A 14,157-nucleotide genomic window follows, 5' to 3' on the forward strand; every position below is an offset into this window, starting at 1 on the left:
TGACGTCCTACGGCGCCTCATGAAGGGCGCGGACGCCACCAAAAGCGCTACCAGAAGTTACACCTCTCCCTGGGACATGACCCGCAATGAGCGGACAAACCTACCGTTGGCGACATGGCGTACAATGTCCGCATTGATGAATTACCCGGGGCCACTGAAGACTAACGCGCGTAACATTCGGGCGTCGTTGCGCTGTGTCATGCCAGCGCCCCCAAAGCGATCCAGCAGCCCCAGATCAGGAGGACAAGGCCAGATATTAGGTCGAGCCACCGAGTGGCACTCGGCGTGATCTTTGACCGCGCAGTGGAGGCTGCGGTCACAAGAAAGAGCCACCAAAGCGCAGAACCCGCGAAAACCCCAAGAACCAGCACATATGCGGCACCAGGCGAAGCCGCGGCAGAGGCCCCAATACCTGCAACGAGCGCCACAAAGGCCAAGATGGTCATCGGGTTCGAAATCGTAAGAGCGAAGGTGGTCGCAAACGCCGGAACCAGTCCCCTCGCGCCTTTGGCGTCAGCTGGTTTTGCTTCGGCCCCAGTCCCCTTTAGGAATGCTCGAATGGACAGCGCACCGAGGATTGCAATCAACAACCCGCCAAATATCTCCATAGGTTCGGCATAGCTGATCAAAATGCCCGTTGCTGTAAGGCCCGCTGCAACCATGAACCCGTAAACAGCATCGGCGCTCGCAGCTCCCAGCCCCGAGGCCATGCCAGAGGCTTTTCCATTTGCGAGTGTACGCTTAATGCACAATAGGCCGATTGGGCCCACGGGCGCTGCAACGGCTACGCCGACGCCAACGCCTTTTAACAATACTTCAATCATCTCATTCTCCATCGGCTGCGGGCTCGACACCCATCGCCGCCGTTTCTTTGTGGGTTTTCAGGGCAAAAATCGTTTCGGTGTGGCGGACTGCTGCGAGCGGCTTCACTACCTCCGCTAAGAAATCCTGTACGGCGTGCATGTCCTGCACCCGAAGTTTCAGCAGGTAGGAATGTGCGCCCGAAATGTGATGCAGCTCCATCACTTCAGGCCGGGCACAAAGGGCCTCAACGGCTTCGGCCTCTCCCTCATAGCCCATGTCCATCAAAACGAAGCCCGCGAGACCTGCGCCGACCCGGAGCGGATCGAGTGCCGCGTGCCAGCCCTGGATCGTGCCATTCGCGGCAAGCCTACGCAGGCGATCATTGGCGGTCGAAGTCGGCACGCCCGCAGCCTTGGCAATCACCGTGCTCGACGCGCGTCCGTCGCGCTGCACGACTGCGCAGATTATCCGGTCAACTGCATCCATAATCGGCCCCCATCTGGCTTAGCTCCGATATATCCGTACTGTATCCGACAGAATGCATCAATACTGGACAAGCTGCGGAGGTTTTGGCATGGGATCGGACGCGGGCCGACAAAACTAGGCACTTTCTGCAACCATCACCCCTTCAACCTTTGGCAGGAGATAGGTGTCGAATGTCAGAAGCCGTCATTCGTCCGGTAATCCCCCCCCCCGATCTTAAGGGGATGCGGAAGTAGAATTTTCTCGGCAGGATGAACGAGGAGATTCCGATGAAGAAGACACGATTCACCGAGGCCCAGATCATGGGCGTGCTTCGGCAGATGGACGGTGGCGTGCCTGCCGCCGAGCTGTGCCGCGAGCACGGGATGAGCAGCGCCACGCGGTACAAGTGGCGGGCGAAGTATGGCGGCATGGATGCCAGCCTCATCAGCGAGATGAAGGCGATGGCCGAGGAGAACCGGCGGCTGAAGCGCATGTACGCCGACGTTAGCATGCAGAACGACCTGCTGAGGTTTGTTGCAGCGGGTCCAAATGTGTTGCGCAACTATCTGTGAAGTGACGTAAATCTCATGGCGAGTATGGAGACTTTCCACACGCTATGAAACAGTAGGCCGCCACGTAAGCTGCGGCGGCCAACCGTCACGACTATGCCTTTAGGTGATGGTAAAACCGCGGCCGACAGGGTCGGTTTCATCGATCAACCATTTGGCATAGCCGATAACTTTCGCGGTGCCTTTAACCGTAGGGATGACAGCGCGTTGGTTCCCCAGCATGGTTTCGCCCAAAAGCTGGCCTTCGAAACGCCCCTGGCCCAACAGCCCTTCGGATTTGATGGTTTGACCGATCTTCATCTGCCCACGCGCTTCGAACATCGCCATCATCATCGAAGTGCCTGTGCCGCCGGGCGAGCGATCAAGCTTACCGTCGCTGAAGACATGCACGTTGCGGTAAAGGCTGTCCGCGTGGTCAGGCTCTTGCCAGAAGGTAGTGAAGTTCAGTCCCTGAATATGCTTCTCAGTCGGGTGCTGAATCTTCATCTTGGCGTTGATCTGATCCTTCACCAGCACACCCATCTCAGACAGCAGCTTGCCGTTCTGGGGGCCGATCGGGCGTACCCCGTCTGGCCATTTAACGACAGCAAAGAAGTTGCCACCAAAGGTGATGTCAGCCTTCAATTCGCCATAGCCCGGCAGGGTGATCGGCACATCTTGTTCCAAAACAAAGGCAGGGACGTTTTGGAATTTGGTCCAAGCGATTTGACCGTTTTCGCGGCCAACTTCAGAGGTCACATCACCCGCCGGTGTCTCAAAGCGGATTTTCGTCACATCGCCGCCCGCGTCATGCACCAGCCCGTGTGAGACCAGTGCCATAGACAGTGCGATTGTGCCGTGACCACACATCTCCATGAAGTCATCGCCGTCGCACCAAAGCATACCGGCATCATAGTCGGGGCTGGAGGGCGGGGTAACGAAGACGCCGACCATATCGTGGTGGCCACGTGGCTCACGCAGAAGGGCGGTTCGCACAAAGTTATAGTTGTCTCGGATAAACTGACGTTTTTCGGTAACGCTCAGCCCGTGGGGATAGGGGATGCCCCCGTGGATGATGCAGGTGGGTTCGCCATCGGTATGTGTATAGATCACATCGACGAAACGGTTATTGGTCATCATTGGACAGAGTCCTCCTGTGGTTTTTCTTGAAAAGTGAAAAAGTGTTAGAGTCCGAGGGCGCGTGGGATCAGCAGCACAAGTTGATCGGGGAAGGCGATCACGGCACCCAAAACAAGGAACATCACCGCGATAAAGGGCAGGTTCGCCCGGGTTAGGGTCAAGATATCGACCTTCGCGATGACGCTGGTGATAAACAGCGCGGCCCCAACTGGCGGCGTCTGTTGGCCGATGCCCCAGCAAAGGACAACGACCATGCCAAAGTGGATTGGGTCAATCCCCAGTAGTTTTACAGCGGGAAGGAACAATGGCACGATGATGAAGATCATCGCAATCCCGTCCAAAAAGGTGCCCGCGATGATCATGATCGCGCTCAGCATGATGAGGAACAGAATGGGTGACATGTCCATCTGTGCGAGCGGCGCGAGAATGCTGTCGGCCAATTGTTCAAACGTGAAGGCAAAGCCCATAACATGCGCAGTTGCAGTCACCAACATCACTGCGCCTGATAGAACTGCGGCTTCGCAGAAGGTTTGATAGAGTACACGCAGCTTGAGGGTACGGTAGTAGAACATGCCAACAAAGATGCCATAAACAACAGCCACGGCAGAGGCTTCTGTCGGGGTAAAGATACCACCCAAAATGCCCCCAAGGATGATGGTCGGCATTAGCAGCGCGGGAAGCGCTTTGCCAAAGGCAACCACCATGCGTTTGCCGCTGAAAGGTGCCTCAACTGGGTAGCCTTCGCGCACCGAGATGATCCATGCCACAATGATCAGAGCCACGCCCAGCAGCACGCCCGCCATCAGCCCCGCAGCAAAGAGCGCACCAGTGGAGATGCCAAGATAGGCCCCCAGAATGACCATGGGCACGCTGGGCGGAATGATGATGCCGATGGTGGAAGACGCGGCAGTGACGGCTGCGGTGAAGGGGCGGCTGTAGCCGCGCTTGATCATAGGGTCGATAATCATCCCGCCCACGGCGGCGGTGTCGGACATCGATGTGCCGCTCATCCCTGCAAAGAACATGGAGGTGACGACATTAACCGCCGCCAGACCGCCGCGCATCTGACCAACGAGGGTCTTCGCAAATTCGATGAGTTGACCAGAGATGCCAGAACGGCTCATGATTTGACCGGCAAGGATGAAAAGCGGCACCGCAAGCAATGGGAAACTTTGCACCCCGCGGTAAAGGCGCTGAGCGACGATCAACTGGTCGATGTCTCCCATCCAGAAGATGCCGATGGCGATGCAAACCAACGCAAATGCGATGGGCAGGCCGATGCCGATCAACCCCAAAAGGATGCAGAGGATTAAAAGCAGTTCCATGGTCGGTTATCCTCGGGTCAAAGATCGAAAGGGCTGTTGTCGGCGCCGTGGCGGCTGTCGGGGTCAAGCCCCTGACGAATGCGCGGCAGGCTGCGGGCAATCTGTATCAGCGCATCAAGGCAGATTAGCGCGCCTGCAATGGGGATCGCCGCATAAAGCCAGCTGCTAGAGATTTCCAAAACATTGGTAGTCTGCCCGGCAAAGCGGATAACCTGCCGCCCGCCATACCACGCCATGATCCAGCCCACGCCACCGATAAGTAGCTGGTTGATGACGTAGAGAACGCCTTGCGCCCAGAAGGGCAGGTTGCGCACAAAGACATCGACCTTCAGATGCGCACCCCGCCGCAGCGCCAGATAGCTTCCTAAGAAGGTAATATAGGTCAGCAGCGCCAGCGAAACCTCAAAGCTCCAGCTGAGCGCGTTGTCGAGGAGATAGCGGTAGATTACCGCCAGAAAAGCCACACCGACGGCCGCGAGCAGCAGGGCTGAGATGATCGCTTCGAGTATGCGGTTAATCATGGCTATCTCCTCTGGGCTGGCCTTACTGATCTGCGGCGCGGATCAGATCGATCAGCTTTTGTGCATCGGGGCCCTGCTCGGCTGCCCAATCTTCCCAGATTTGGCCGGATTGCGCGGTGAAGGCCTCAACATCAGCATCGTTCACTTCCATGCCTGCTTCCTCAAGGAAGCTGACAATCTCAGCGTCGGCTTTGATGCCCAGTTCAACTGAACGTGCCTCGGCGGCCTCACCTGCTGCGAGCACAGCGGCCTGCTGGTCTTCGGTCAAGGATTGGAATTTGTCTTCGGCCATTAGGAGGTAGGTGACCGTATAGAGGTGATTGGTAAGAGATAGGTACTTTTGCACTTCGTAAAATTTGGTGCTTTGTGCCCAGATCACTGGATTCTCTTGCCCATCATAAACGCCGGTCTGGAGCGCCGAGTAGAGTTCGCTGAACGGCAGAGGGGAGGCATTGGCGCCATAGTGATTGAAGATCGCAATGCGCAAGGCGCTGCCCGGGGTGCGAATTTTGACGCCTTTCAGGTCTTCGGGGGTCGTGATCGGGCGGACATTATTAGTGACCTGGCGAAAGCCGCCTTCCAAAAAGCCAACCACCCGCAAGCCTTTTTCGGCAAGCATCGCTTCGATCATTTGGCCTGCTTCGCCATCCATTGCCGCTTTCACGTGTTCGCGGCTGGAAAAGATATAGGGCAAGGCGGTTGCGCCAAGTTCAGGAGCGACGGCGGTGATCGGTGTTTCGATTGTGGCCATGTCAAGGATCGAGGACTGCATCGCTTCGATCGAGCTTTCCTGATCGCCGAGCGCGCTGGAATGGAACAATTTGGTGCCGAGGTTTCCGCCGCTTTTGTCCTTCAGAACCTCGTTGAAATGCTCAACCGAGCGGAATGCGATCCCGTCTTCGTTGCCGGGAACATTGACACGAAAATTGATATCTTGGGCCAGTGCAGGCAGGGTTGCCAATGCGCTGACCGAAGCGGCTAAAGCAAAGGCGGCAAAAGTTCTGCGGTTCATCTTGAGTCTCCCTCTCTGTACCCCGTTGTATACGGTGGGGCTGTATATGACGTTAGACAGCGATGGACCCCCTCGATAGAATAGATTAGACAGATAGGTGGATAATTCAGACATTTTTGTTCGAATTCACTGCCCTCTGGTCATAACGCTACCGTTTATGGAGATGTGATGCGCCGTACTGAACAGAAACTTCGTGTTGGTTTTTTGCTGTTGGATAGCTTCACCCTCAACGCCTTCTCCGGATTCGTCGAAGCGATCCGCCTTGCCGCTGATCATGGTGGCCGCAGCCGACAGGTTGCCTGTGGTTGGGAAGTTATGGGGAAGGGCAAGGTTGCGGCCAGTTGCGGGCTGACCATTACAGCAACAGCGCCTTTGATAAATCCGGAAGAGGTCGACTACATCGCGGTTTGCGGTGGCAATGGTTACCGTATTAGGTCCCAGCCCCAATGGCTGGATCAATATCTTTCCGAAGCTACAGAGGCTGGTGTCCCTTTAATCGGGCTCTGTACAGGGACATTTAACATCGCGCGGGCAGGGCTGATGCAGGGCTATCCGGCCTGCGTGCATTGGAACGTAGCTGACGAATTCCATGATCAATTTCCGCGGATCGAAGCCTTTACTGACCGGATATTTTTGGACGCCGGGGCGCGGATCACTTGCGCAGGGTCGACCGGGGCCTCGGATCTCGCACTTCACCTGATCCATCGCCACTGCGGCAGTGAGTATGCACAGCAGGCCATCCGACATATGATGATGCAAGGCCAGCGCGCGGGGACTTTTCCCCAAGCGCACTTCTCAAAGAGCACCCATGATGTGAAAGATGAGGTGGTACGGCGCTGCGCAGCACTAATGGAGCAAAAAATCAATATGCCGCCATCAATGGATGTCCTGGCCGCCGAGGTTGGAATCAGTGTCCGTCAACTTGATCGGCGATTTAATCAGGCAATGGGGCAAACAGCGTCTCAGTATTTCCGTTCAATGCGGCTCAGCTACGCGCTTTGGCGATTGACGCATACCACGGACAGGATCGCCGAAGTTGCAGCTGACGCAGGGTTTGCAGATTCTGCGCATTTTCACCGTGAGTTTCGCAAGTCCTATGGCACGTCTCCAAGCCTATATCGTCAATCATCGAATACTTTCTAATCGGTGAAGGAACCCAAATATTGTGTCAGCTTTCCCGGGGGTGCGAGTGCTCTTTCATCTTGGTGGTATGAGACCGCCTTAAGAAATTAAAATCTCTCTTCGGTTGCTTGCGATGCACCTTCTGAGTGGCGGTCGACATTTTCACCAATTTATCTGGACGTTTGCGACTGAACGGGCTTCGCAAGGGCTCCCAAAAGCTGACCTTAGCTGCGTACTACATGTATGTCCGGTTTGGGCCGATCTTGCCGGCCCAGCTTATGCCCAACTGCGGAGAACTCTGACACTCACGCGGTCAGTTCGACGGTCTGCTGCGCTGTGCAATAACGTCCGCTTCAGTCGATCATATTCGGTAGGACGTTTAGGAGGAGCGCTGGCTCATCATGGGGATCGCTCGTTGCCAAACCCCTCGATCAGCGCTTTCCAAATCCCCGCCGTAAGGACGGCGGTCAGCAGCCCTGCGAGGGCAAAGGGTGCCAGCAGGGCGAGATCGCGATCGGCGACGATCTCTGCGAGGCGCACGGTCACGCCCGACAGGAGCAGTCCGATCGGCATCATGCCCCATGACAGAAGCCGGTAGATGCCGTTAACCCGGCCGAGGAGCGCATTGGGTATGACGCGTTGACGGTAAGAGATGGAGACAACGTTCCAGAACACGCTTTGGAACTCGAAGAGAACAAGAACAATGGCGAGCGCCCAACCGTTCGGCGCAAGACCGATGGATGCGAAGCAGATGGCGGAGGCTAGAGTGGACCACTGCGCCGCGGTGCCGGCTCCGATCCGAGCAATGGCGCGCTCGGCGACGAAGCCGCCCGCTACACCGCCGACAGCCCCTGCGCCAAGGATCAGGCCGTAAATGGTGGCATCAAGACCAAGGTTCTCTTGGACGTGCAGGATGAGGCCGATCACCACCATCTGATGGCATAGGTTCCATGTCGCGGTGACGACCGCAAGCACTTGGAGGAACGGGGCATCACGCAGGAAAGTCAGTCCTTCGCACAGCTCGGCGCGCCAGTTTCGTCGGGTCCGGACGGGGGGTGCGAAATCCCCGCGCAGGCCCGATAAGACGATGAGCGCAGCGAGGAAGAGCACGGCGTTTGCTCCGAACGGCAACCAGACAAATGCGCCAATTAGTATCGCCCCAAAGGCGGGACCAAGCAGAGCGTTGCCGGTCAACTCTGCGGCGTAGAGCCGCGCGTTGGCGCGTTCCAGCCCTCGGGATGACACCAGGGTGGGCAGGATGGTTTGCGCGGCGGTGTCTCGAAAAACTTCAGCCGTCCCGACTAACAAAGCACAGATGACCAACGTGGTAAAAAGAACAGGCTCGGCCGTCCCCGTTTCAGTGGCGGGCGCAAGCGGCAGAACGAGCCACGTGGATAAGCCGGCACCGGCGAAGGCTGCCATACGCACCATGTCCATCAACCGCATCAAGCGCAGTCGGTCCATGCGATCAGTGACCAACCCGGCGGGGAGCGAAAACAGGAACCACGGCAGTCGGATCGCGACGGGAAGCACCGCCACGAGGACTGGATCCCGAGTGAGTAAGCTTGCCATCCATGCCCAGACGAGCAGCGCGATGCCATCCGCGAGGTTGGTCATGCCCGCAGCAGCAATCAGACGTCGAAGGCCGGTAGAGGCGGTTAGGGAATTAGATGTGGCCATTGGACGTCCATTCGAATCAAGGAATGGACAACTTATAAGACCTCAAGTAATATTGAGATCAATGACTAAGACGTCTACATCCCTTCCTATTGGTGAGATTGCAGCTCGCACGGGCCTCTCGGTCTCAGCTATCCGTTTCTATGAGGACCAGAGGCTCGTCCAGCCGCAGCGCACGGCAGCTGGACATCGTGTCTTCACGCGAGCGGACATCAGGCGCCTTTCCTTTGTGATGGTGGCTCAGCGGCTCGGCTTTTCCATCTCGGATATCCGGGAGGCGCTTTCTTCCCTGCCAGAGGGTCGGACACCGACCAAGGCGGATTGGACACGCCTCGGCCAAAGCTTTCGGGCCGCGCTCGACGAACGCATTGCAGGGCTAACCGACCTTCGCGACAAGCTCGATAGTTGCATCGGCTGCGGCTGCCTGTCTCTTAAGGCATGTATGTTGCACAACACGGAAGATGTGGCCGCCAATCGAGGCACCGGGCCACGTTACCTCCTCGGCGATAGCCCTACTGACATTTAGAGGTCAGCAGCAGATCGCGGAGGAGCGTTTGGCAACATTCGAAACACCGGGAGTTGCCGTTCATGTTCTACGGAGCATCGGTTCGAATGGACTCAAAGCCGTCTGCCATCCGCCATGCCGATGCCGCACTGCAGCTGCACCAGATGGTGGTTTTTGAATGATCTGTATCGACACAGAGAGCGACAGTTACAAACCTTCCTTTCCTCCACTATGGTTTACGAAAAACTGCACGCGGAGCCTCTCTTTTGTCAAAAGCGCTGATCATATCCAACCGCAACTATCGCCTGCTGCTTTCTGCCAGTTCGGTGTCCAATTTGGGCGACGGAATCGCGATGGTTGCACTGCCATGGCTGGCGACAATGTTGACGAGTGATCCGCTTTTCATTGCAGGGGTCGCCACAGCGCAACGGCTGCCGTGGCTTTTGTTCTCGCTGCCTGTCGGGGTCTGGACTGACCGTGCTGACCGACGCTTGTTGATGTTTCGCGCCGATCTGGTGCGTGTTGCCCTAATGGTTTTCACCGTTCTGATGATCGTTTCGCAAACATCCATGCCACCAACGGGGTCGGGATTTGCCGCAATCCTGTCGCTCACGGTTATCGCCTTCCTGTTTGGCTCTGCGGAGGTTGTCCGTGATAATGCCGCGCAGACCGTTCTGCCCTCCATCGTTACTCATGCCGATCTGGAGCGGGCGAATGGTCAGATGTGGAGCGCCGAGCAAGTTTGCGGCCAGTTTATCGGGCCGCCCGTGGCGGGTCTGATGATTGCTTCAGCCGTCGCCTTTCCCTTCGGTGTCAATGCGTCGATCTATGCACTGTCCGCTATTCTAATTTGGCTGATCGCTCTACCTCCAAGAAGCGCTGCTGTCAGTTCCCGTTTCTTGCCTGCCTTGTTGGAAGGGTTTGGATGGATGCGGCGCAACCCTATAATTCTGCGGCTTGCCATCATGCTGGGAGCAATAAATGCAGTCTTCATCGGAGGAATGACGGTTCTCGTGCTTTATGCGCAGGAAGTGCTGCATCTTTCCGCGACGGGATACGGGTTGTTGCTGACAGTCGGTGCTATGGGCGGTGTCGCGGGCGGTTTTCTCGCGCCTGTTCTGGCCGGGCGATTGGGTATGAAGCGCAGCCTCCTTGCAGCGCTTTGCACATTTACTATCATCAACCTCATCCTCGGTTTTTTTGCATCCCCTGCTTTGGCAGGGATCGCGCTATTTCTCGAAGCCGCAGCAGGTATGCTTTGGAATGTGGTCACGGTCAGCTACCGCCAACGTCTGATCCCAGATGAATTGCTGGGCAGGGTTAATTCGGTTTACAGATTTTTCGGATGGGGCGCGATGCCATTCGGTGCCATGGGATCTGGGGCGCTGGTCGCAGCGCTTACGCCTGCAATCGGGCGACTTGAGGCGCTTCACACGCCCTATCTCTTCGCAGCATTCATCTGCGCTCTGCTGGCAGTATTTGCAATTTTTCGGCTCCGCTTCGATTGAACAAAAAGCTGTTCAATAGACCGTTTAATTTGGGGGGGCCGCATATCGTGTTGGTCCGCTAAGCGGACAAAGCTGCCGTCCGGGTCAGCGGTTCTCCTGATGCATGACAGCAATTCGCAGCCAAACGAGTGAGCCTGCGAGCACCGATCCGGCCGCCGCCGCCTTCCCAAAATCCAGCCAGTTCAGAAACCCGAAACCGATTACAAATTTTGCGGCGCAAAGCCCCACGACCGTCGCTGTAAGCAAATTTAGCTTTTGTTCTGAAGAGAGATTTGGCGGCACAATCAAGGCGCAAACGAAGCCGGCGAACAGGACGGTGAAAACAGCCAAATACTCAAATATCCTGAAGACTTTGGCGTGTTCACTATTCCCGAGAGCTATGAAGGCAGCGTCTTTGTCCTGCTCGTTTGAGGACAGCGCTAAGCTCAAAATTTTGTGGGAGATCTGATGGGCCTCTGCTCTGAGAGGGAGGCCGCCATAAAATAAGAGCAATGAAGCCAGCACCGGGATTGCAAAGACAAGAAGTTATCGAGCCACCAGTTTCATTCCAATCCACCACCTACTTGGCTTTGCTCGGTGACAATGCCCTGCCAGCAAACCATCGTCAATTTGGGCTCAAAGCCGACCTCGGATGCGGCGAAGCATCATATGGTATGATGTCTTGTCAACGTCGGGTTGTCGATGTGGGAGGGCGTGGTGGATCGGAGGATCCGTCATGGAAACATCAAACTTACCGGCCATCCGCGCCTTACGCCCAGCCTGGAACAAAGGCCGGATCGTCGGCCAGAAAAGGCCGCTCAAGCCCAAACACGTCTGGGCGATCAGGGGGCGGCTGGAATTGGCCGAGAACCACCGTGATCTGGCCCTCTTCAATCTTGCCATCGACAGCAAGCTGCGCGGCTGCGATCTGGTCAAAATGAAGGTGGTTGATGTTATGGCATCCGGCCAAATCAAGGAACGCGCGTCGGTTCTTCAGAGCAAGACCCAGAAACCTGTGCGCTTCGAAATCTCCGAAGGCACCCGTGCATCGCTGGCAAGATGGATGCGGGAACCGCTGATGGTCGGAGCCGAATACCTATGGCCTGGGCGTTTTCACGAACGGCTTCACATCTCGACCCGCCAGTACGCGCGCATTGTGCGTGACTGGGTGACATCCATTGGTCTGGAGGCAAGCGCCTATGGCACGCACTCGATGCGGCGAACGAAAGTCACGCAGATTTGCAAGAAAACAGGCAACCTGAGGGCGGTCCAACAGCTGTTGGGTCACACCAAGATGGACAGCACTGTCAGGTACCTCGGCGTCGAGCTTGAAGATGCGCTGGTGATCGCCGAAGCTATCGAAATCTAAACCGCTGGGCCGTCGCCACAGACGGCCCAGACCGGCCGTTGGATATTTCTCAACCGAATGGCTGCTCCACGGCATGGCGCTAAACATATGCTTAAATATCGATGGGCATGTAGCCTGCGCTGCGGGCATCTCTTGGGCTTACGCTGAAGTGCTTCTTGAACTCACGGCTGAAATGAGAGGGGTTGTCATAGCCTACACGGCGGGCGGCTTCGTTTGCGGGCAGACCCTCGGCGAGAATGAGACCTTTGGCACGACCTAATCGAGTGGCTTTCAAATATTGGAGCGGGGACGTTCCAGTGATGGCCTTGAATGCGCGGTGAAATACCGGCACGCTCATCCCCGCATTGCGGGCCAAGACCTCGACTCTGAGCGGGTCAGCATAATTCTCGCGGATCGTAACAATACTTTGAGAAACGCGACTATGATGTGTGTCCTCTTGTGCCAGCGCACGAAGGGAGGGCCCATGTGGGCCCTCGATTGCATGAAAAGGATCTCACGCAGGATGCCAGGCCCAAGCGCTTGGCTGGCCGCATCTGAACACAGCGCGCGCATCAAACGATGGACCGCATCGCGCATGTCGCCATGCAGCTCAGCAGGCGCTACGCCCAGCGACGTCGCCCTGCGGGAAACGGGGCCATCCAGCTCCATCAACTTCAAGAACGCAATCAAATCTGCACGCTCGATATCAACAAACAGACCCAACATAGGGTCGTCAGGTGTCGATGCTGTTGATCGGGTACCTGCTTATGCCTCAGGTGGATATTAAATCGATGGGAAAGGCCCGAAAGAACTCGCCGATGAGGTGCGGGGCTATGTCGAGGCGGGCTTCAAGGCTGTGAAAATCAAAGTTGGCAAATATGGAGTTGCCTAAGAGGCAGTCCGTGTGAAAGCAGCGCGAGAAGCAATTGGGGAGCATATCCCGCTGATGTTGGACGCGAACAACGCGTGGTCCGACCTTCGTACGGCTGAGCTGCACTGTAAGGCATATGAATCCTATAATCCTGAATGGATTGAAGAGCCGTTCATCCCTGATGATATCGACAACCATCGCCGTCTTGGCAACCTGACGTCAATCCCGATTGCCACCGGCGAAATCGAGACAGGGCGCTGGCGTTTGAAGGAGCTCATGGATCAAGACAATATCACGGTCTTGCAACATGATGCTTGTGTGTGGCGGAATTACCGAGTGGCGGCGCATGACGGACACGGCCGCGTTATATGGTATGACGGTCAACCCACATTGGTTCCATGACATCCACGTTCACCTCGTTGCCTCAAGCACCTCTGCCAAATATGTGGAGTTCTTCACCGACGAAATGGTGCTGAATTTCCGCGAATTGATCGACACGCAGCTACAGTTTGAAGATGGTGATGTTTTGCTGCCCAAAACGCCGGGCCTTGGGTTCAATTTTGATGAGGACCAAGTCGCAAAATATGCCGCATTTGAGGCTGGCGTGACGGATGTCTGGGACAAGGTCTCGGCCACACCGAGCCATATCGGAGCGCAATAATCTCCAAACTGATGGAAGAATACTAATGAATACTTCAGCATCCCTCATTTCACGCCTTGCCGATCCTAGCCTATTGTCCACCGAGTGCTTTGTGGATGGCGCATGGATCGGGGCCGGCTCGGGCGCATTTGATGTTACTTCGCCGTCTACAGGAGAGGTTATCGCAAGTGTCCCGTCTTTGGGGGGGCTGAAACAACTCAAGCCATTGAGGCGGCATACACCGCTTTCGATAGTTGGAAGACGCGCACCGCAAAAGAGCGCGCGGATATCTTACTGCGAGATCATCGTCGAGAAAAGGTATACCCTTGAGGTCATGGCGGAGAATGCAGGATATTAAGTGCAGGATCGAACTTTTCCCCGAACTGTTGTCGCCTACAAGAAATATTGTTCCGTCTAGGGGAATTTCGACACGCTTGAACCCACGGAAGTTCCATGCGTGAAGGGTGATTTGAGTTTCGGCCGCTACTGGGTCTGATGCAGCTTCTGTTCTTTGACTAGCTGTCTTTTCAGACATGATGAAGCACTTTCCTATTATATCTGCGTGTAGTGCTACGAACTAGGGAAGGCGCCGTCAACCATTACGGGAAAATTCGAGTTGCGATCTATCGCGGTTCTCTAAGCGACATTCTGGCGTGCAAACGCTTTATCGGTGTATTTGTGCTGCTCCTACA

At 56.2% G+C, this 14,157-nt stretch carries 14 protein-coding genes and 3 pseudogenes; 6 read left to right on the forward strand and 11 right to left on the reverse strand.

Annotated elements, in window-relative coordinates; translation table 11 throughout:
• Nucleotides 1-197: 197 nt before the first annotated feature.
• Together ACGYLO_RS16010 and ACGYLO_RS16015 are read right to left on the reverse strand one after the other, a co-directional pair.
• Nucleotides 198-824: a LysE family translocator gene (locus ACGYLO_RS16010; protein WP_271687523.1), complete on the reverse strand. Its 627-nt coding sequence runs from the start codon at nucleotides 822-824 to the stop codon at nucleotides 198-200.
• Nucleotide 825: 1 nt separating this feature from the next.
• Complete coding sequence (locus ACGYLO_RS16015; protein ID WP_271687522.1) at nucleotides 826-1,290, reverse strand: Lrp/AsnC family transcriptional regulator; 465 nt, start codon at nucleotides 1,288-1,290, stop codon at nucleotides 826-828.
• Between the two features lie 266 nt (nucleotides 1,291-1,556).
• Here ACGYLO_RS16015 and ACGYLO_RS16020 point away from each other — a divergent pair.
• Nucleotides 1,557-1,799 (forward strand): annotated as a pseudogene (locus ACGYLO_RS16020) (transposase); the annotation flags it as partial.
• Between the two features lie 141 nt (nucleotides 1,800-1,940).
• On the opposite strand, the gene ACGYLO_RS16025 reads toward ACGYLO_RS16020, so the two are convergent.
• The 4 genes from ACGYLO_RS16025 to ACGYLO_RS16040 are packed head-to-tail and all read right to left on the reverse strand — an operon-like array spanning nucleotide 1,941 to nucleotide 5,929.
• The gene (locus tag ACGYLO_RS16025; RefSeq protein ID WP_271687521.1) at nucleotides 1,941-2,957 is read right to left on the reverse strand and encodes a proline racemase family protein; all 1,017 of its coding nucleotides are present in this window, start codon (nucleotides 2,955-2,957) and stop codon (nucleotides 1,941-1,943) included.
• A gap of 44 nt (nucleotides 2,958-3,001) precedes the next feature.
• A complete protein-coding gene (locus ACGYLO_RS16030; RefSeq protein ID WP_271687520.1) occupies nucleotides 3,002-4,282 on the reverse strand; it encodes a TRAP transporter large permease in 1,281 nt (426 codons plus the stop codon).
• 17 nt (nucleotides 4,283-4,299) lie between these two features.
• Complete coding sequence (locus ACGYLO_RS16035) at nucleotides 4,300-4,803, reverse strand: TRAP transporter small permease (RefSeq protein ID WP_269343369.1); 504 nt, start codon at nucleotides 4,801-4,803, stop codon at nucleotides 4,300-4,302.
• Nucleotides 4,804-4,825: 22 nt separating this feature from the next.
• Entirely contained in the window at nucleotides 4,826-5,929 is a 1,104-nt protein-coding gene (locus ACGYLO_RS16040; protein ID WP_394376872.1) for a TRAP transporter substrate-binding protein, read from the reverse strand.
• 54 nt (nucleotides 5,930-5,983) lie between these two features.
• Here ACGYLO_RS16040 and ACGYLO_RS16045 point away from each other — a divergent pair, with 54 nt between their 5' ends.
• Entirely contained in the window at nucleotides 5,984-6,958 is a 975-nt protein-coding gene (locus tag ACGYLO_RS16045) for a GlxA family transcriptional regulator (RefSeq protein ID WP_271687518.1), read from the forward strand.
• Between the two features lie 378 nt (nucleotides 6,959-7,336).
• On the opposite strand, the gene ACGYLO_RS16050 is transcribed toward ACGYLO_RS16045, so the two are convergent.
• Nucleotides 7,337-8,617, reverse strand: a complete 1,281-nt coding sequence (locus ACGYLO_RS16050) for an MFS transporter (RefSeq protein WP_276154316.1) — start codon at nucleotides 8,615-8,617, stop codon at nucleotides 7,337-7,339.
• A gap of 61 nt (nucleotides 8,618-8,678) precedes the next feature.
• Between ACGYLO_RS16050 and soxR the strand changes: the two genes are divergently transcribed.
• Together soxR and ACGYLO_RS16060 are read left to right on the forward strand one after the other, a co-directional pair.
• The gene (gene soxR / locus ACGYLO_RS16055; RefSeq protein WP_271687514.1) at nucleotides 8,679-9,140 is read left to right on the forward strand and encodes a redox-sensitive transcriptional activator SoxR; all 462 of its coding nucleotides are present in this window, start codon (nucleotides 8,679-8,681) and stop codon (nucleotides 9,138-9,140) included.
• Nucleotides 9,141-9,385: 245 nt separating this feature from the next.
• Nucleotides 9,386-10,627: an MFS transporter gene (locus ACGYLO_RS16060; protein ID WP_271687513.1), complete on the forward strand. Its 1,242-nt coding sequence runs from the start codon at nucleotides 9,386-9,388 to the stop codon at nucleotides 10,625-10,627.
• An 84-nt stretch (nucleotides 10,628-10,711) separates the two neighbouring features.
• Here the strand turns inward: ACGYLO_RS16060 and ACGYLO_RS16065 are convergent, their stop codons facing one another.
• Nucleotides 10,712-11,131, reverse strand: a complete 420-nt coding sequence (locus ACGYLO_RS16065) for a hypothetical protein (protein ID WP_271687512.1) — start codon at nucleotides 11,129-11,131, stop codon at nucleotides 10,712-10,714.
• Nucleotides 11,132-11,342: 211 nt separating this feature from the next.
• Here ACGYLO_RS16065 and ACGYLO_RS16070 point away from each other — a divergent pair, with 211 nt between their 5' ends.
• Complete coding sequence (locus ACGYLO_RS16070) at nucleotides 11,343-11,975, forward strand: tyrosine-type recombinase/integrase (protein WP_271687511.1); 633 nt, start codon at nucleotides 11,343-11,345, stop codon at nucleotides 11,973-11,975.
• Between the two features lie 91 nt (nucleotides 11,976-12,066).
• Here the strand turns inward: ACGYLO_RS16070 and ACGYLO_RS16075 are convergent, their stop codons facing one another.
• Nucleotides 12,067-12,420, reverse strand: coding sequence for a helix-turn-helix domain-containing protein (locus tag ACGYLO_RS16075; protein ID WP_394374207.1), 354 nt, complete (start codon nucleotides 12,418-12,420; stop codon nucleotides 12,067-12,069).
• Nucleotides 12,309-12,692 (reverse strand): annotated as a pseudogene (locus tag ACGYLO_RS16080) (AraC family transcriptional regulator N-terminal domain-containing protein); the annotation flags it as partial. The gene ACGYLO_RS16075 and the pseudogene ACGYLO_RS16080, both read right to left, overlap by 112 nt.
• 208 nt (nucleotides 12,693-12,900) lie before the next feature.
• Between ACGYLO_RS16080 and ACGYLO_RS16085 the strand changes: the two are divergent.
• Nucleotides 12,901-13,486 (forward strand): annotated as a pseudogene (locus ACGYLO_RS16085) (enolase C-terminal domain-like protein).
• A gap of 70 nt (nucleotides 13,487-13,556) precedes the next feature.
• Here ACGYLO_RS16085 and ACGYLO_RS16090 read toward each other — a convergent pair.
• Nucleotides 13,557-14,000 (reverse strand): AAA family ATPase, encoded by a 444-nt coding sequence (locus tag ACGYLO_RS16090; RefSeq protein ID WP_366512168.1) that lies wholly within the window; start codon nucleotides 13,998-14,000, stop codon nucleotides 13,557-13,559.
• Between the last annotated feature and the right edge of the window lie 157 nt (nucleotides 14,001-14,157).

This window comes from Sulfitobacter sp. 1A13353, from assembly GCF_043557255.1.
Taxonomy (GTDB): Bacteria; Pseudomonadota; Alphaproteobacteria; order Rhodobacterales; family Rhodobacteraceae; genus Sulfitobacter; species Sulfitobacter faviae.